Source organism: Nostoc sp., from assembly GCF_036919575.1.
In the GTDB taxonomy this organism is placed as follows: Bacteria; Cyanobacteriota; Cyanobacteriia; order Cyanobacteriales; family Nostocaceae; genus Nostoc.
On sequence record NZ_JBALBY010000104.1, the window covers coordinates 19,483 to 37,797 of the forward strand.

An 18,315-nucleotide genomic window follows, 5' to 3' on the forward strand; every position below is an offset into this window, starting at 1 on the left:
CCCTTTCTATATCAGTTGTTGTTAAGGAGTGGGGAGTGGGGAGTGGGGAGTGGGGAGTGAGGGAGTGAGGGAGATGAGGGAGACAATGAGAATAAACAATGCCCAATGCCCAATGCCCAATGCCCAATGCCCCATGCCCAATGCCCCATGCCCCATGCCCAATGCCCAATGCCCAATGCCCAATGCCCCAATCTGAGGTTATCAGGTTGCAGCATCCATCTGGAACCTCTGAAAGAAAGATTGCGTCCCATTTGCTAATCTAGGGCGCTTCCCGTTAATTAATCACAAGGAGAAACTTTTCAGTCGGAGTCTAAGAAAACTATCTTCAATTTTGAATTTTGAATTTTGAATTGTTTAGCTGTGCCCTTGAAATATGCTCTAGTTCATGAGTGGCTGACACCTAAAGCCACCGGTGGTTCAGAACTCGTTGTCCGAGAAATTTTGAATCATATTGATGCTGATTTGTATGCCCTCATCGATTTTGAATCCAGCAATAGAGAAAGTTATTTATACAAGCGTCAGATTGGCAAGACCTTTCTCCAGAACTTTCCCTATGCCCGCAACGGTGTACAAAAATACTTGCCTTTGTGGCCGTTGGCAATTGAACAACTGGATTTGCGGCATTATGACGTAATTCTGTCTTCATCCCACGCTGTCGCCAAAGGAATTCTTACCACTCCCGAACAGATGCATATTTGCTACTGCCACAGCCCGATGCGCTATGCCTGGGACTTGACCTTTGATTATCTACGCTACAGCAAATTGGGTAGTGGTTTGCCTGGGTGGATGACGCGATATATATTACATCGTTTGCGCCAGTGGGATGTATTGAGTGCCAATCGCGTTGATTACTTCATTGCCAACTCCCAGCATACAGCTCGACGGATTTGGCGTTGCTATCGGCGAGAAGCCACAGTCATCTACCCACCAGTGAATATTGCGGAATTTCCATTTCTGTCTGAGAAAGAGGACTTTTACCTGACAGTTTCCCGATTAGTGAGTTACAAGCAAATATCGTTGATTGTCAACGCTTTTAATCAACTAAAACGACCATTAGTAGTAATTGGTACAGGAGATGAAATGAAAAAGATTCGTGAGATGGCAAACTCCAATATCCAAATACTGGGATGGCAACCCGATAATGTGGTAAAAAAATATATGTCTAGGGCTAAGGCTTTTGTGTATGCAGCTTGTGAAGATTTTGGTATTGCCCTAGTGGAAGCACAAGCCTGTGGCACGCCAGTGATTGCCTATGGTGCAGGAGGTGCTCTAGAAACAGTGCGAGATATCCGCTCTGATGTGGATACAGGGACAGGTATATTTTTCAGGACACAAACAGAGGCAGCTTTGGTGGAGGCAGTAGAAAAGTTTGAAATGTATGAGAGTTTATTCAGTTCCGAGTATATGCGATCGCACGCCGCCCAGTTTTCACCGCAAATCTTTGCAACTCGTTATCTAGATTTTGTAAACAAGTGCAACGAAAAAAGACCGTTTTTGCAGTGATGGTCTTGGTTAATCTCTTATTTTTTTAGGCTTTTGGCAATTTCCCCCCAGAAGCACCTCATTTTGGCTTTAATATTGGGACTATGTGTGGTGTGGATTATTAAGGAGTATGATGACTGCCCAGAGCTCACTCCTCTCCGGCAAGCGAGGCGTACGGCAAGACACTAGAGCGTCTACGCGTACTTTCTTAAAACGCGGTCAAAAAACAAAGACGCCGAAAGTTAAACCCAAAGGTTTATCTTTTCAGGGTTTAAACGGAGAGTTTGCCAAACGACTGTTCGATATAGTGTTTTCGCTGTCGGTGTTAATTTTGTTCTTCCCCGTCTACTTAATCTTGGCCTTGCTGATTGCTTTCAGCTCCGAAGGTCCAATTTTTTATGTCCACGAACGGGTAGGGAAAAATTACAAAGCATTTAATTGTATTAAATTCCGAACAATGGTGAGCAATGCGGACGAAGTCCTCGTGCAAATGATGGAAACATCCCCCCAGTTGCGACAAGAATTTGAGAGCAGTTTTAAGCTGAAACAAGACCCCCGGATTACCAAAATTGGTCGATTTTTGCGAATTACCAGCTTAGACGAATTTCCCCAGTTCTGGAACGTTTTAAAAGGGGACATGAGTGTAGTTGGACCCCGACCCTTAGTAGCAGAGGAACTGCCAAAATACGGTTTTCACATTGATGAGATTTTAACAATCCGTCCAGGAATTACTGGTTTGTGGCAGGTATCTGGGCGTAATGACATTCCCTACCCTCGGCGAGTCCAAATAGACCTGCATTATGTCAAATTTCGGAATTTATGGCTTGATTTATGGATCATCTTGAAAACTGTTGATATAGTCATTCTGCCCAAAAATAACGGGGCATACTGAGTAACTACTTAGGGTCGATTCTGTGGGGCAGTTAATGCCCCTAAGTACCAAATTCTACCTGTAAAACGGACTGTTCATCTTTACTTTTAGTTATCTATAGGAATCATATTTGATTTCTGAAAAAATCTCGGTAGTCTTGTAGTAGACCGTCTAGGCTAAAATGCTCAAAAAAAAATTGCTTTGTTGGGTGGAGGCTTTGCGTAACCCAACATCCTGATAATCAGTTGGGTTGCGCTCCGCTCCACCCAACCTACGTATACTTACAGCAGATTTCAAGGAAAGTGAAGTACAGAAGTTAAGTCTCAAACCAAGGTATAAAGCCTATTTTACTTCTGAATCCTGACTCCTGAATTCTGAATTCTGGATTCTGAATTCTGAATTCTTCTTCAATCCGTCTTCACAAAACCAGAGATATATAAAGTTTTACCAAAAAACAACCTACACAAAAAGAATCTTTATCTAAAAAAATATACATAATTAAACAATCTTCATCTATCTCAGGTTGGTTTACGTGTTAAATTCATTTTTATGTAAGTATATTTATTTAGGGAAAAAGTATCATAACCACAATAACTCGTAGGTTTCCCATTACGCAATTCGGCAATTAGCTGCTAGGTTGGATCAGATTGCCTGTAACTTTTTAATCAAAGACAATAAAGGAGAATTGAGCATGACGCAAGAAAAGCGAGCGTTAATTACTGGTATTACTGGTCAAGATGGTTCATATCTAACTGAGTTTTTGCTGGAAAAAGGTTATGAGGTTCATGGCATTATTCGCCGAACTTCTACCTTCAACACAGACCGCATCGATCACATTTACGAAGACCCCCACAAAGAGGGAGTGCGGTTGTTTCTGCACTACGGTGACTTGACCGATGGTACGACCTTGCGGCGTATTTTAGAAGATGTCAAACCAGTAGAGATTTATAACCTGGGCGCTCAATCCCATGTCAGAGTCAGCTTTGATTCACCAGAATATACGGTGGATACTGTAGGAATGGGTACGCTGCGTCTGTTGGAAGCAATTCGAGACTACCAACAGCGTACCGGAATTCAGGTGCGATTTTATCAGGCGGGTTCTTCAGAAATGTACGGTTTAGTACAAGCAGTACCTCAAACTGAGACAACGCCCTTTTATCCGCGCAGTCCCTATGCCTGTGCGAAAGTTTACGCCCACTGGCAAACTGTAAATTATCGTGAATCTTATGGTTTGTTTGCTTGTAACGGCATACTTTTTAACCACGAGTCACCACGACGAGGTGAAACCTTTGTAACCCGCAAAATTACTAGAGCAGTGGCTGGTATCGTTGCTGGTAAGCAGAAAAAAATTTACATGGGTAATCTAGATGCCAAGCGAGATTGGGGCTATGCGAAAGATTACGTCAAAGCCATGTGGTTGATGTTGCAGAAAGACCAGCCAGAGGATTACGTAATTTCTACTGGTGAAACTCACTCGGTACGGGAGTTTTTGGAACTGGCATTTAGTTATGTGAATCTCAATTGGCAAGATTATGTAGAGTTTGATGAGCGTTACCTCCGTCCATCTGAGGTAGAGTTATTGATTGGCGATTCTACGAAAGCACGGCAGAAGTTAGGCTGGACAACATCAGTAACCTTTGAAGAACTAGTTTCTCTAATGGTAGAAGCAGACTTACAAGCATTGGGTCACACTTCACCTAATGGAAATGGTTCGCAATTTCAACATGATATTGCTACTACTCGTCAAGAACTGGGTGCTTTGCACTTCTGATTTCGCACCACAGAGAATAAAAATATGACCGCCTTAGAACTAAAAAATCAACGTATTCTGGTAACTGGTGGGTCGGGGTTTCTGGGTCGTCAGGTGATCGATCAACTGTGTAAAGCAGGGGCTGATCGTGAGAAGATTACAATACCGCGATCGCATGATTCCGATCTACGTGTTTGGGAAAATAGCCAACGTGCAGTTGACCAACAAGACATAATCATTCACCTAGCAGCTCATGTCGGTGGCATCGGTCTGAACCGCGAAAAACCCGCAGAGTTATTTTACGATAACTTGATCATGGGAACCCAGCTAATTCACGCTGCCTATCAAGCTGGAGTCGAAAAATTCGTTTGTATTGGCACAATCTGCGCCTATCCTAAATTTACCCCAGTGCCATTCAAAGAAGATGATCTTTGGAATGGCTACCCAGAGGAAACCAACGCCCCCTACGGAATTGCAAAAAAAGCGCTTTTAGTCCAATTGCAATCTTACCGCCAGCAGTACGGTTTTAATGGGATTTACTTACTGCCAGTAAATTTATATGGCCCAGAAGATAACTTTGACCCCGGAAGTTCCCATGTTATTCCAGCATTAGTTCGCAAAGTTCACGAAGCCCAAATTAACGGAGAAAAGCTACTTCCAGTTTGGGGTGATGGCAGTCCCACGCGTGAGTTTCTCTATTCTGAAGATGCAGCGCGGGGGATTGTTATGGGGACTCAATTCTATAACGAATCGGAACCAGTTAACTTGGGAACGGGTGAGGAAATCTCCATCCTGAATTTAGTAACTTTAATCTGCGAATTGATGGAGTTTAAAGGTGAAATTGTTTGGCAAACTGACAAGCCGAATGGTCAACCCCGCCGTTGTTTAGATACTGAAAGGGCGAAACAAGCCTTTAATTTCACTGCTGAGGTGAACTTTGAGGAAGGGCTAAAGAATACCATTGAATGGTACCGTCAACACGCTGTATAACGATGTATTAGTGAATGTAGGGTACTGAAGCTGGGCGATGCCCAGCTTCTTTGTATAAATTTTCATAGACAAAGCTGTAGGGGCAATTCATGAACATTGGTGTCAACTTAAGCTAAAAGGGCGGTTAGAAACCGCGTCTACACAGACAAAACCCACCTCCGTGGGTTAATAATCCTTGATTTTGTATTAGTCCACGAAGGTGGACTTCGTTTGTGTAGCCGCGAATTCCATTCGCCAAGGCTTAAGTTGACACGCATGATTCATGAATTGCCCCTACAACAGATATAGTTTTTCCAACTACACATATTTGGTCTTTCCTGTCAATGCGTAAGTCCTATCATCAATTAAATAAAGCAGAACTACGCCGCACTTTACTTAAAACACGTCAATCAATGTCCGTTGGAGAGTGGAGAGAAAAAAGCGATCGCTTATGCTCTAATTTACAAAACTCTACTTTGTTTACCCAAGCAAAAACAATACTTGCTTATTTCAGCTTTCGTCAAGAACCTGACCTCAGTCCACTATTTGCAGACACCAAATACCGTTGGGGATTTCCTCGCTGCGTTGATAAATCCCTATATTGGCATATTTGGGCACCTGAAGATTCTGTCCAAAGTGGCGCTTATGGGATTATTGAACCACACCCCGACGCTCCAATCTTAGATCCGGGCGAAGTAGATTTGATTCTCGTCCCCAGTGTAGCTTGCGACTATCAAGGATATCGTTTGGGTTATGGCGGCGGATATTACGATCGCTTGCTCAGTTTACCGCAGTGGCAGACAAAGCCGACTATCGGAATTGTCTTTGATTTTGCCTATTTGTCGCAAATACCGATTGAATCTTGGGATAAACCACTACAAGCTATTTGTACGGAAACCGGATTGACTCCGAAAGGCTGAAGGATTCAGGATGATGAAGGACAACATCATCAAATGTTTATCAGAGAAATGGGTTTAAAACCCCGTCGTTGTACGACGGCTTTATATTGTTGGTGTAATGTTGTATATTTAAGAAGTTGGGACGATAACCAAGTCCAAAACACAAACATTTTTCTTGAATACCGCTCTTCTCTTGCGGGAAGGCATAAGCCTAAACTCTGTGGAGCGAACATAAGACCGAAAAACTCCTTGAGGGTAGAGGCAGTTGCGAAACCCCAGAAATGGGAAGAAGCAGAAACCTAAATCGTGAGGTTTGGGAATCTTCGCCGTTCTACGGCGGAGAGGATGTCAAGACTAATCCAACGTCATCTACCACTGAACAGGAAGCAATAATCGACGAGATTATCGCAGGTAGTCTCCAAGCTCAACAAAAAACAGGCCCAGACCTCCGCCAAATTCATAGCAAAAGTCATGGACTCCTTTGGGGAGAGTTTATTATTGAACCCAATCTTCCTGAAGACCTGAAAGTAGGTTTGTTCAAAACGCCTCAAACCTATCCTGCGTGGATTCGGTTCTCAAGTGGTGGTTCGCCTGAAAAACGTGGTAAATTCCGCTCCGATAGCCAGCCTGATGTTCGCGGTATCGCCATCAAGGTGATGAATGTGGACGGGCAAAAAGTGCTGGATGATGAAGAAAAAACTCAAGATTTTATACTCAACAATTATCCTATTTTCTTGACCAAAGACGTTCGTGATTACGCCGATCTCTCCAAAGCAGGTAGTGGAGAACTTACCCCAGAACGGCTGGAGGAACTTGGTTACGCCTTTGCTATCTTGCAAAAAATTGGCAGCCAGAAGGTAGGAAATCCGCTTTTGATTCAATATTGGAGTCAGGCTCCGTTTAAGTTTGGTAGTCGAATTGTAAAATTGTCTCTCAAATCTCAACAACCTGAACAACCACCAGAAACACTTCCAGAATCAGAAAATTACCTCCGAGAAACGCTGGTCAAATATTTGACTGAAGAAGGTCGAGAAGCGTCTTTTGACTTCCTGATTCAGTTTTATGTAGATGATGAGAAAACGCCGATTGAAGACCATATTCAGGAATGGCAAGAAGCAGATTCACCGTTTATTAAAGTTGCAACTGTCCGCATTCCCAGTCAGAAATTTGACTTTGAAGAACGCAAACGTTTAGATGAGGGCATATTGTTTTCTCCTTGGCATACACTGTTAGAGCATGAGCCTGTTGGAAGTGTGAATCTTTCTCGCAAGAGGCTTTACAGCGAACTTGCAAAATATCGGCGAGAACAAATTGCCCAACGCTTGCGGGAACCACAACCTTATGAAGCGGTTGAAGATTAACCACTGTGAATTAGCTTCAAACTGTAGGATGATCGGCTATCAGCCTACTTGATTAGATCCGATTTTTTGCTTTGCTGATTTGATGTATCAAAGTTATAAGTTTTGCAACCAAAACTATTGTAGAGACGTAAAATTTTACGTTTCTACATTAACGTACAAACGTACAAATTTTTTTACTTCTAATCACCATCAGTATTATCGAGTATAACGTACTTGCTATTTTCCTCCCGTAACCGAGCATCTTGATCATTGTAAAAGAACGACAGGAGAACAAAACGCCGTCCACTTGTGACAGTAGTAGCTTCGTGCAGTAGAGAGCAAGAAAAAATCACCGCTTCTCCCACATTGGGACTGTAAAGCTGGAGTCCATACTCTGGAAATCGTAATTCTCCACCTTCGTAAGCACCAGTATTGAGATTCAGCGACATAGCAAATCGTCGGTGCGCCGTACCGTTGGTAGTATTATCACGATGACGATTAAAGAAGCTTTTATCAGCTGCTTCGTAACGGGATACCAGGTAGCGTTCAAAGCGAGTAATGCTAAACTGGAACACCTTCTCAATTTCTGGCTTAACCCGTCGCACGATCATTTCATTGATTTGGTTTAATAGTTGAGGATTAGAAATTAAATAATCTCGGCGTTTTTTAAATTCATAGTCATAGACTCCGATTGTTTTGCCATCTATTTGTCGCATGAAGCCAGAATCCTGACCACCATCTGCTTCGTACAACTCAATTAAATGTTGACAAAAGCTTTGATTCAGCACATTGGGTATAAATAAAACAGGTGCTTGTCTGGCTGCTGGAATATTTTGTGAGATTGCAGGTAAGCTATTGATAAACTCAAATACTTGCTCCCAAGGTTGAGTAGTAGCTAAGATTGGCAAAACCTTTATAACTCGTAAATTTTCATCCAAAATAAAGATTGTTGGTCTGTATTGCAGCTCCTTGCCTACCTGATCACTTGGTTGACAAACCCCATATTGGAAACTGACTTTTCGTTCAAAATCCCAAAGAAATTTGAAATAAGTTTTATTCTGTATTAACTGTTCCAGGAAAGTGTCGTCTGGGTCTATACTCACACCAAAAAATGGCACTTTATATGCAGCTAACTGCTGCTGTCGATGAGATAACTCATCAATAATCTTCTGAATATAGTTATTTTTAGAACTTCCGAAAAAAAACAAAATACTACGGTATCCGCCAACCGAATTAAAGTGAAAGGCTGGATTTGAAGTTGAGGGAAGAATGAACCAGGGAATCGGGTCGCCAACAGTAAGAGGTAGCATAAGATATCAAATTATTTATTTTATATTTATGCGATCGCAGCAATTAGCGTGAATGTTTACATCATCTTAAATTATAAAATAAAATTTGCGATCGTTTTGCTGATTTTTGTGGTTACTGTGCAAAAATTTTTCAGAAAAGACAATTTCCCTTATTAATCAAATGCTGAATTGGAAAAAATCACGATCGCAAAGTCTGCTAATGTATGTATTGTTGGGAGCGATCGCACTGGTGATGCTCTTCCCATTACTATGGCTAATTAGTACATCCTTAAAATCGCCTACGGAAAATATTTTTCAGTCGCCGCCACAGTTATTGCCCACTCAACCAACACTAAATAACTTCTCTAGTGTGTGGAACTCTTTACCTTTTGGACAATACCTGTATAACAGTACTTTGGTGTCAGTGCTGACTGTGGGCTTAAATCTGCTGTTTTGCGCTTTAGCTGCGTACCCGTTGGCAAGATTATCATTTGTGGGGCGAGACTGGATTTTTGTAGCGATCGTCTCTACGATTATGATTCCCTTCCAAATCGTGATGATTCCCCTGTATATTTTGACAGTCCAGTTGGGTTTGACAAATAGTTATTTAGGGATGATTTTTCCGAGTTTAGCTTCTGCCTTTGGTATTTTTCTGTTGCGTCAAGCTTTCATGAGTGTCCCCAAAGAAATAGAAGAAGCCGCCCGGATGGATGGCAGCTCGGAGTTAGGTTTGTGGTGGCATATAATGTTACCAGCAGTTCGCCCAGCACTGGTAACTTTAGCGATTTTTGTATTCATTGGTGCTTGGAGTGACTTTTTATGGCCTTTAATTATCATCCAAGACGAAAATTTATACACTCTTCCCTTGGGAGTCGCAAAGCTAGCAGGGACATTTTCTCTTGACTGGCGGTTGGTAGCTGCTGGTTCAGTGATTGCGATCGCGCCAGTATTATTACTATTTTTATTTGTACAACGTTACATTGTACCCACAGAAACAGGTAGCGGCGTCAAGGGGTGAACAAGAAAGTGGGGATGAGGGAGATGAGGGAGCAGGGGAGGTAGGGGGAGAAATAACCAATGACAAATGACAAATGACTAATGACAAATTCAATAAGCACCAGTCTTTTTCAATACTACCCAGATAGTTTTAATAATCAGACTCAGATCATAAGTTACAGACCACTTGTTTTGATAATCTATATCCATCTTGACAATAGTTTCAAAGTCTGTAATGCTAGAACGTCCATTAGCCTGCCATTCTCCAGTCATGCCTGGTTTGACTCGCAATCTATCCCAGTGGTGTAGATCGTAATGGCTAACTTCATCAAGAGTCGGTGGGCGAGTACCAACTAAACTCATGTCCCCTAACAAAACATTCCAAAATTGGGGTAACTCGTCCAAGCTAGTACGCCGCAAAAATTTACCCACAGAAGTAATGCGAGGATCGTCAACAGATTTAAAAATGTGACCTTTGGCCTGGTTTTCAACCAAATGCTTGAGTTTATCGGCATCGACGACCATCGAACGGAATTTCCACATCCGAAAAGTTTTTCCGTTCAAACCACAGCGAATTTGGGAATAAAGTATTGTATTTGGATCATGTATAAAGGTAACAATTGCTACGGGGATTGCTACTATAAGTGTAATAATCAGCCCCACAATAGCTCCAACAATGTCAATTAATCGTTTTCTGGCGCTTAAAGTTGACGGGTGTGAAAGGTGTTCCGAACAATTAACTGAATAAAGATAAAAATTATTCACAAGGGCTAACTTATCTACAACAGGATTTTTTGCATCAGTAGTGTAGACATGGACATCATTTTTAGGCGATTTTTACGTGTTTTGTCACTCCTACTGAGTGTTAACATACACAAATTTTCAACAATATAAAAACCGAAAACCCAAAGTTTACAGAATCTTTCAATTAACATGGGAAATTATAAATCTACAGTATTTTTAGCATTATTTTTCCATCAGATAAAAAATATAGTCTTATTCGTACACATCCAAAAAATTACAATTATTAGAGTAGAGAGCCAGATGAGGATGTTGCCGACGTAAAATCGGCGTATACGTCGTTTGGGCATGGGGATGCCAGACGAGAGCGACCGTAAACCCGGCTACATCCCTGGCTTATAAATGCGTTGCACCTTGATGAACCTCTAAAACGAAATTCACCGTATATGGTTCCTCCAGCGATTGCTGATTACTAGCCTTGATCGCATCTAAATAGCGACGCAAAGACAACAGTTGTTGGTAATTCGGACGATAAGTGAGACTTCCCTGTTTTTCAAAAAGTGGTGCTGTAGCGATCGCCTGATAGTCGGGATTTTCTTGCGAACTCTGGGTAAGCCACGCTGAGTCTGTAACTGAAGGTATCAAACCGGAAGGCAATTCACCTGACAAAAAAGCCAGCAGCCGTTGCTGACAAGTGCGAGTATTGATCCCACGACCCTCAAATAACTGGATAACTTCACCGAAAGATAAGGGTCGATCTGGTAGTAGCCGCAGCAATTCTGTAAATAGGAAATAATCAGTGTATTGTTGCCTGGGTATATCTAAAATCTGGGGATGTAGAGGCAGCATCGCCAAACCATAAGCAACGCGACTGCAATTCGGAGCGCCGTTTTCGCCGAGATATAAATCTTGAATAATCTTAGCGCTGGGGAGTTTTTGCCGTAGCCATCGGTTCACCGTCCCGATACAAGCCACCCCACCAGTCAGGATAGCTTGATTAATTGCTTCTGTAGGGATACCACGAGCTACCAATAATTTGTTAAGTTCTCGGTTTAAGCGGCGCACAAAGGGGATAAATACCTGACTTTCTAAGTCTCGTCGCTGCAAAATCCACTGCTGATCGGCCAATTCCAGGGTAAAAGAGTCTTGGTGTTGCAAAATCAGCTTTAGGGCTAGTGCCGCATCTAATACCGCCTGTCCTAGTAGAGAACTTTCTAGACGCTGCTGAAGGCGAATCCGAGCGATGATATCTGGTTCTCCGACTCTGGGTAATTCTAATTCTTCCAACCCTAAACTCTGCCAACGCATTTGATCTAAACCCGGAATTGAGGGTTGCCATTGCCAAGGATTAGTGGTAATAGTTTTGCTATCGCTTGGTGTTTCTGGGCGTGATTGCCGAGATTTAGGTGGCAAAAGCAGCTGGCAAATTATATCTTGTTCAATTCCCTTGCCAGCATAGGCAAAACTGTGGAGCATGAAATCATTGTATGTCAATTGCAACAAGCTTTCTGGTACATCGACCAGCAACATTTCTGTGGCAGTTGTCCCAATGTTAATTACAAGAGTGTTGCCAAGAATGGGATGTTCGCTAGTTTTTGCCGAATGAGAACCTTGACTATCGCTTAATTTTACTTGCTCACCGTTAGCACCATCCAGTTCTGGGAGTAGACTAGCGATCGCTTCTTCCACAAAAAAGACTTGTTGCGGATGTTGGATCAGTTTGCTAGTGAGTAAAGCTTCCCGCACGTTGAAGCGGTATTGTTCCGACCAGCTAGATGGACAGGTACAAATTACACCAGCAATATTATTGATAATCTGCGGAAAATTTTGTTCGCTGATCCCAACAGCAGCAGCCATTAAACTAGGGGTGGTACTAGTATGATCAGATTTCAGGGTTAATAGTAGCTTAGATAGCGATCGCACCACCCAAATCAAAGGGCCTGCCGAAAATTCATTTAATTGCAAAACAGGTTCCCATTTTTGCTGTTCACTTTTGTAGGGAATGGCTACTTGTAAATAGGGCTTCAACTGCGCCGAGTAGAGATTATTTCTGATCGGTTCTGCTGTTGATATCGGTGTTGCAGGAGTGGTAGCCGAGCGATCGGGCACTTTATCTTGGGCAACAGCCGCAGGTGCTGTCTGCTCATGTGCTTCGATACTTTCGTTTTCACCTTGGGGTATAGAAGCTGTAGGCAGATAAACCTCTGTTGGTAAACGAAACGATTGCTGGAAGGAAGTCGTTCCCGGCGGATTTTCTGCTGACCAGTAGATAGGATGTACAACAAAAGTCGAGCGATTTAATAATGTGGCAGAAATTCCTGTTGTACCTAAATCAATTCCTAAATACCAGACTGATTCGAGAACATTGAGCGAAACTTCTGGATTATTTATGGAGTTGAAAATTGCAGGTAAAGAACCTTCTTGAACAGGAGTTGTGACTTCATTTTTTTCAGTTTCTACCAGGGGAACTGCCAAACTTGAGAAAGCAGCAGTTGAGGTATTTTCTGCTATTTGGAGATTTTCTGTTTGCGGCTCAGGGGAAGTTGTGGCGATCGCGTCTTGAGTGTTACCAATCACTTCCGGGTAAATATCCAAGTTAGTATCTGGCTGCAACTCAGAATTTAGCTGCCGATCAAAATTAGCCAAATCCCGATCTAATTGCTGCAACTGTTCTTCATCTAAAGAAATATCAGGTACGGCTGGAGACTGGTTTGACTCAACAGAAAGCAAGTTTTCCTGGGATGAAGCAGTAATGTAGTTATCTGAAGACGGTTCTGGCTGATCATCGTTAATTAATATTTCCGATGTGGCGGTGGCAATTTCTGCTACTTCTGGAGTAACTGGGGCTGTAGTTGTGGCATCCTCCACAGAGAATAATACTTCCAGGAGTTCCTGCTCACTACCCGTATCAGGTAATAGCTCAGTTAGGGTATTAATTGTATCAACACTAACTGGCTGAGTGTCGAGTTCCACAGCCAAACTTTCTGTTGGTGGCACAGAGTTGCTAAGAAGGGAGTCTAGGTCAGTATCCTCTTCAAAAAATAATTCTTCCTGTGGTTCGGATGATGAATCTGTGGTTTCTGCTAAAGTTTCTTGGGTTGAAAGACCCATATCCAGGGCTGGAGGCACAGGTGCGCCCTCAGCAATGTTTAACGGTGATGGGGAGGCTATAAAAGCAGATAAGTCAACATCGAGGCTTGAATTATTAACATCATCAGTACCAAACAAACTGGCGTAAAGTTGGTCTACTTCATCACCAATTAACGCAGAAATATCTTGCGCTAATTCGGTCGGGGTTTCAGAAGATTGAGACGAGTGTAAACCCAGCTGCAACAGCGCTGCATCTAAATCCTCCGTGAGGGTAGTCTCCTGTGGCTCAGAATTAATTGTCAGTGAAGATGAAGTTTCTGGCTGTATAAACTCCAACGGCTGGGGCGTAACTTCAGCTGCGATCGCCACCGGGTCAGCCAATGAAGGTAGTGTCTCCGATTCTACCCCCAGGAAAGATGACTGAGAACTAGGGGATTGTTGCTGCAAATTCTGAGTCAAATTGTTGAGAAAGCTGGCCATCAGCTGTTCGCCTTGCATCCCCTTGCTATGCATTCTTGCGATCGCTTGCGACAGGGATTCGTAATAAGTATTAATGTTGCGCTGTAGTGCCTCAAAGACTACATTCACCGTCCCATCTAGTGATAATAGGCGTTGATCCAACTCCCTGGACAGCTGGGTTAACCGCTCCCCACCCTCTGATGATTCTAAAAAAGGTTGAGTTGCAGAGGTTCCGTGATTCGTTACTCCTGAAGAACTGGCGGAATTTTCCCCCGTCTGTCCTACCAGTGGCGTTAAAGTTGGCACAAGACGACTCATCAGTACCTGTAAAAACTCGGTAATTATCTGATCCTGGTTTGTCAACTGCTGCGCTAAGGAGTAGTTTTGCAATCGCCTTTGCTCTAGCTGCCGAATTTCCTGTATGAGAGTGGCTCGCTCTTGCAATAGTCCTTCTAATTCCGATCGCAATGGCCCAATCAATCTCGAAAATTCACTTTTTAATTGTCCGGCTTCAACAGCACTCTGTTCCTGACTGGGTTCGAGCTGCGGTAGTGGATACTGGTTATGACCTTGATCAACTAATTTTGTTAACAAAGGCGATGGCGGAGCCAACGCCTGCCGTAGGATGCCCGAAGGGCTGTAGGGCGATCGCGGTTCTTCAGAAGACTGATTTGGGATGCCCCTCTCTAACGCTTCTTTTTCTTGTAACCTCACCAAGAAATCACGAATTCGTTCTAGAACTTCTTTAGGCTCTTGCGCCTGACCAGACAGAAATTTAGACAGGCGCTTGCCACCGTTGGCAAGTAAGTTGTCAATGTCTGCGATCAGCCTTTGAATTTCATCTGCACTGGAAGTCACTTTTATTACCTTACCTATAAATGTATGTCAACTAATATCACAATTACTTTACAATCACCGTACCCATATCGGGAAGCAAGCTACGCACAGCCTCAACCAGATGAGAAATTTTGAGTGGCAAAAGCCGCTACTTGGACTTGTGACTGTCATTATGTTATGGATTACTGGGAGTCGTGGCAATCTTCAGTCAGCATTTGTTTAATAACCTTAGCTTGATTCCTCAAAATCGCTAAAATATCTGAGCAATAATTTACTAGCTTGAGTATAATCAGTAGTTTTTGCCTATATTCTGAAGTAATCAAGTTTGCAGTGCAGCTAGCCCCTAACCAATACTTCAGCAGGCTATAAAACAGGAGTCAGAATACAGAATTCACCAATTGTGAATACTCTACCCATAAAGGGATAGAGTTTTAAGGCGAGAAGATTTTAATTGTTTTCGCTTGACTTCGGGCGAGGTTTTAAGCAATATTCAGACGCTCGCGGACTCGCTACCGCTACGCTATCATCCACTCGTACAGAATTCAATTCTGAATTCTGACCGGAGCTTGTCGTTTGTCTCCGGCTCCGCTCCTGAGTTCTGAATTCTTCTTATAAACTATTTAATCAACAGAGCAATTATTGTAGAATAATCCTGAAAACATCGAGTCAAAGAGCGAAATTATGAGCGACGTGTTGAATGGAATCAAAAAAGCTGTGTTTATCACTGTAGGAACAGTTAGCTTAGTAATTGGTGTTGTAGGTTTAATTCTCCCCTTGGTGCCTGGAATACCATTTTTAATAGCGTCTGTGCATATTCTGTATCAACAGCTAATCTTGGAAGGTAGATGCGTAACCGTCGCTCGTTACTGTGAATAACTTTGCAACCCAGTTTATCCAATTCTTCATAGATTAATGGAACTTTCCCCTGCGTTATACTGACCATCTTTTCGTGCCTTGCTACCATCTAACAGCTTTGATTCAGGTGTTTCTATGCTACATTTTGCGAGGTATTCGCACTTGTTTTAATAGCATGAATACCTTGCAATTCATTTAAGACCTTATTGATACAATTACAAACAGGTGTTCAAAATCAACACGCTAAAACTTTGGCTCTTAATTCAGGATAAAACTTTTCCGAATTAAGAGCCTAATATTATTCAAAAAACCGATGTTCTCAGTTATTTACTTCTTCGACTATCTCGACTTCATGCGCCTGTGTTCTTTCAGAGTTCTCAGTATGATCCTTTTTCTGCAAATGCTCAGTCTTAGCATCTGCAAGCAAATCGCGGAATGATTCTTCTGCTTCTGAAAAAATTGTTTGGGCGCTTTCTAAAACTTCAAAACTCCATACTATTCCTTTCTTTGTGACTTCTCTTGTACTTTCTAATAAAGATTCATTCAAATTAGAATCTTTACCTAACGCTGAACCTATAGAAGTAACAACAGGTGCAAGAATAACTGCTCCTACCCCTACTGCAAGTGCGGTTATTGGTTCTAATCCGAATGGCACTAAGAAAAGCCCAAAGGCTTGTGTAACCTCGTTCCCAGTCTCAAGACTGGGAATGTATTCCCAGAGGCTCTGCCTCTGGTCAAGAAACAGGAGGCGGAGCCTCCCAGAGTGGTTTCCCAGCCTAGAGGCTGGGAACCATTCAGGGTAAGGGCTGTATCATAACTTAGTGCCATTCGGTTCTAATCCAAGTAATAAAGCTTCCAGTTCCATTGTTGTTTTCCTCTGGGTGTATATGAACAAATTTCCTGAGTAATTATACTTTGCTCACGGCATAAAAATTAACGTTTTTCATAAAAATACTATATCTTTATCGGAATTATGTACAATGCTCGTTGCTATACCATAAGCTAGATCAATTTAAAAGCTGGATACTAAAAATAATAAATTGGCTGCGTGAAATGGTATTAAGTGAGGAAGTTATTTTTATGCATATCTTAATTACCCAAATAAGCGAATTTCTGGCTAAATAAGTAAAAAACATTACTGGATAAGGAATACACCCATTTGTTTTGTCTGGTAAAATCAAAAATTTCCCCAGCCTCCCCAATCTCACAAAATCGCATTGCTACCCAGGGTAAGCGCATCTCAAATGGGATTGACAAAAAATACATTTGATGTATTAAGGAGAGAACAGGAATTTATGGTTCGGTTTATTTCTAGAGGCTAAAAGCGATGTCTAGTATATTATCAATAAGTAGGGCTTAATGCGATTATTTGGGTCTTTATTGAAAGCGGCGGGAAACTCCATCCCCTCCCTTCGGGACGCTCCGCGAACGTGGGTGGTCGAGGTTGCTCCCCCCAACCCTTGGGGCATAGGGCATGGGCCAAACAGGTAACTTCTTCCCCATGCCCAAAAACTCCACCCACAAGGGGATGGAGTTTTTTATTGATATTAGGGCTTTCTTATTGACAAGATGCGCTTGCCCTGGATTGCTGCCACTTTTACCCTGTTTAAATTTATAGATAGGTAAAGATTGTTTAGAAAAACACTCTTATTGCTTTTTTATGTAGCATAGTTTAGTTTTCCCTTTGAAAGGGAGCTGTGCAATGATAGCTTAGGCTGAAAATGGCGCTCTTGTTTGTTGTGTGTATATAGCAGCTTAAATAAAATGTCGTAATGGAAGACCGATATAGCTTGCAAGCACAGGCTAATCCCTGGATGATCACCTCGGCTCCCTTTTTTCAAGGGTTGCCAGAAAGTGCTGTGGAATCAGCCTTGATCCATCTTGTCACCCGCACTCACCCAGCCAATCAGGTGATTCTGCTGGAAAATGACTGGGGCGGTTCTGTCTATTTTATTTTGGACGGATGGGTAAAAATTCGCACCTACAATCTGGAAGGAAAAGAGGTAACGCTGAATATTCTTGGTAAAGGCGAATTGTTTGGTGAAATGGCCGCACTAGACGAAGTACCTCGATCCACAGATGTGATTACCTTAGCCCCGACGGTAATTGGCAGTATGCCTGCTCAAGATTTTGTCAAGTTGCTTCAGATAGAACCCTTAGCGGGAGTTCGATTGGCGCAACTAATGGCACGACGTTTGCGGCAAGTAAATCGCCGATTGCGGTTGCGGGAATCTGATAGTCAGTCAAGGGTGGCAGATACGTTGCTATTTTTGGCAGAAGGACAGGGAAAAAAAGGGCAAACAGGAACCGAAATCCCCAATTTACCTCATCGGGAATTGAGCAGTTTGAGCGGACTGGCGCGGGAAACGGTGACACGAGTGTTGACAAGGCTAGAAAAAAAAGGCTTGATTAGACGGGAGCAAGACAGTCTTTGTATTCCCGATTTGTCAGCATTGGAAAGAATGATAGTGTGAAGTATCAAGCGGGGGACTTACGGCAATCAGTTAATAAAACAGGAGTCAGAATTCAGAATTCAGAATTCAGAATTCACCAATTGTGAATACTCTACCCATAAAGGGATAGAGTTTTAAGGCGAGAATATTTGAATTTTTTTCGCCCACCCAACTCTTGGAGACGCACTCGCGTTCGACAAAGCTCAGGGCATCGCAATTCGGCTTGGTTTTAACCAATATTCATCACCCACTCGGACTCCAATTCATACTGAATTCTGACGCCT

At 42.5% G+C, this 18,315-nt stretch carries 14 protein-coding genes; 9 read left to right on the forward strand and 5 right to left on the reverse strand.

Annotated features, from left to right (window positions below):
• Positions 1-11: 11 nt before the first annotated feature.
• The gene (locus tag V7K27_RS25925; RefSeq protein WP_334951113.1) at positions 12-215 is read right to left on the reverse strand and encodes a hypothetical protein; all 204 of its coding nucleotides are present in this window, start codon (positions 213-215) and stop codon (positions 12-14) included.
• Positions 216-360: 145 nt separating this feature from the next.
• On the opposite strand from V7K27_RS25925, the gene V7K27_RS25930 reads away from it, so the two are divergent.
• The 6 genes from V7K27_RS25930 (at position 361) to V7K27_RS25955 (ending at position 7,332) form a co-directional block, all read left to right on the forward strand.
• Complete coding sequence (locus V7K27_RS25930) at positions 361-1,503, forward strand: glycosyltransferase (protein WP_334951187.1); 1,143 nt, start codon at positions 361-363, stop codon at positions 1,501-1,503.
• Positions 1,504-1,615: 112 nt separating this feature from the next.
• Positions 1,616-2,374 (forward strand): sugar transferase, encoded by a 759-nt coding sequence (locus V7K27_RS25935; protein WP_334951188.1) that lies wholly within the window; start codon positions 1,616-1,618, stop codon positions 2,372-2,374.
• Positions 2,375-3,044: 670 nt separating this feature from the next.
• The gene (gene gmd / locus V7K27_RS25940; protein WP_334951114.1) at positions 3,045-4,124 is read left to right on the forward strand and encodes a GDP-mannose 4,6-dehydratase; all 1,080 of its coding nucleotides are present in this window, start codon (positions 3,045-3,047) and stop codon (positions 4,122-4,124) included.
• A gap of 24 nt (positions 4,125-4,148) precedes the next feature.
• On the forward strand, positions 4,149-5,093 hold the full coding sequence (locus tag V7K27_RS25945; protein ID WP_334951115.1) for a GDP-L-fucose synthase family protein: 945 nt from the start codon (positions 4,149-4,151) through the stop codon (positions 5,091-5,093).
• Positions 5,094-5,416: 323 nt separating this feature from the next.
• Positions 5,417-5,992, forward strand: coding sequence for a 5-formyltetrahydrofolate cyclo-ligase (locus V7K27_RS25950; protein ID WP_334951116.1), 576 nt, complete (start codon positions 5,417-5,419; stop codon positions 5,990-5,992).
• A gap of 260 nt (positions 5,993-6,252) precedes the next feature.
• Positions 6,253-7,332, forward strand: a complete 1,080-nt coding sequence (locus V7K27_RS25955; protein ID WP_334951117.1) for a catalase family protein — start codon at positions 6,253-6,255, stop codon at positions 7,330-7,332.
• 179 nt (positions 7,333-7,511) lie between these two features.
• On the opposite strand, the gene V7K27_RS25960 is transcribed toward V7K27_RS25955, so the two are convergent.
• A complete protein-coding gene (locus tag V7K27_RS25960; RefSeq protein WP_334951118.1) occupies positions 7,512-8,621 on the reverse strand; it encodes a 2OG-Fe(II) oxygenase in 1,110 nt (369 codons plus the stop codon).
• 160 nt (positions 8,622-8,781) lie between these two features.
• On the opposite strand from V7K27_RS25960, the gene V7K27_RS25965 reads away from it, so the two are divergent.
• Complete coding sequence (locus tag V7K27_RS25965) at positions 8,782-9,618, forward strand: carbohydrate ABC transporter permease (protein WP_334951119.1); 837 nt, start codon at positions 8,782-8,784, stop codon at positions 9,616-9,618.
• Positions 9,619-9,707: 89 nt separating this feature from the next.
• Here V7K27_RS25965 and V7K27_RS25970 read toward each other — a convergent pair whose 3' ends face one another.
• The gene (locus tag V7K27_RS25970) at positions 9,708-10,361 is read right to left on the reverse strand and encodes a sugar transferase (protein WP_334951120.1); all 654 of its coding nucleotides are present in this window, start codon (positions 10,359-10,361) and stop codon (positions 9,708-9,710) included.
• A 372-nt stretch (positions 10,362-10,733) separates the two neighbouring features.
• On the reverse strand, positions 10,734-14,744 hold the full coding sequence (locus V7K27_RS25975; protein WP_334951122.1) for a hypothetical protein: 4,011 nt from the start codon (positions 14,742-14,744) through the stop codon (positions 10,734-10,736).
• A 660-nt stretch (positions 14,745-15,404) separates the two neighbouring features.
• Between V7K27_RS25975 and V7K27_RS25980 the strand changes: the two genes are divergently transcribed.
• On the forward strand, positions 15,405-15,599 hold the full coding sequence (locus V7K27_RS25980) for a hypothetical protein (RefSeq protein WP_334951123.1): 195 nt from the start codon (positions 15,405-15,407) through the stop codon (positions 15,597-15,599).
• Positions 15,600-15,897: 298 nt separating this feature from the next.
• On the opposite strand, the gene V7K27_RS25985 is transcribed toward V7K27_RS25980, so the two are convergent.
• On the reverse strand, positions 15,898-16,233 hold the full coding sequence (locus tag V7K27_RS25985; RefSeq protein ID WP_334951125.1) for a DUF5132 domain-containing protein: 336 nt from the start codon (positions 16,231-16,233) through the stop codon (positions 15,898-15,900).
• 1,117 nt (positions 16,234-17,350) lie between these two features.
• Here V7K27_RS25985 and V7K27_RS25990 point away from each other — a divergent pair.
• A complete protein-coding gene (locus V7K27_RS25990) occupies positions 17,351-18,052 on the forward strand; it encodes a Crp/Fnr family transcriptional regulator (protein ID WP_334951127.1) in 702 nt (233 codons plus the stop codon).
• Positions 18,053-18,315: the final 263 nt, after the last annotated feature.

Bases quoted from the DNA above. Each gene is read 5' to 3' on its own strand.
- V7K27_RS25980 (WP_334951123.1), top strand. From the start codon at position 15,405: ATGAGCGACGTGTTGAATGGAATCAAAAAAGCTGTGTTTATCACTGTA.
- gmd (WP_334951114.1), top strand. From the start codon at position 3,045: ATGACGCAAGAAAAGCGAGCGTTAATTACTGGTATTACTGGTCAAGAT.
- V7K27_RS25935 (WP_334951188.1), top strand. From the start codon at position 1,616: ATGACTGCCCAGAGCTCACTCCTCTCCGGCAAGCGAGGCGTACGGCAA.
- V7K27_RS25965 (WP_334951119.1), top strand. From the start codon at position 8,782: ATGCTGAATTGGAAAAAATCACGATCGCAAAGTCTGCTAATGTATGTA.
- V7K27_RS25960 (WP_334951118.1), bottom strand. From the start codon at position 8,621: ATGCTACCTCTTACTGTTGGCGACCCGATTCCCTGGTTCATTCTTCCC.
- V7K27_RS25945 (WP_334951115.1), top strand. From the start codon at position 4,149: ATGACCGCCTTAGAACTAAAAAATCAACGTATTCTGGTAACTGGTGGG.
- V7K27_RS25990 (WP_334951127.1), top strand. From the start codon at position 17,351: ATGGAAGACCGATATAGCTTGCAAGCACAGGCTAATCCCTGGATGATC.
- V7K27_RS25955 (WP_334951117.1), top strand. From the start codon at position 6,253: ATGGGAAGAAGCAGAAACCTAAATCGTGAGGTTTGGGAATCTTCGCCG.
- V7K27_RS25950 (WP_334951116.1), top strand. From the start codon at position 5,417: ATGCGTAAGTCCTATCATCAATTAAATAAAGCAGAACTACGCCGCACT.
- V7K27_RS25925 (WP_334951113.1), bottom strand. From the start codon at position 215: ATGCTGCAACCTGATAACCTCAGATTGGGGCATTGGGCATTGGGCATT.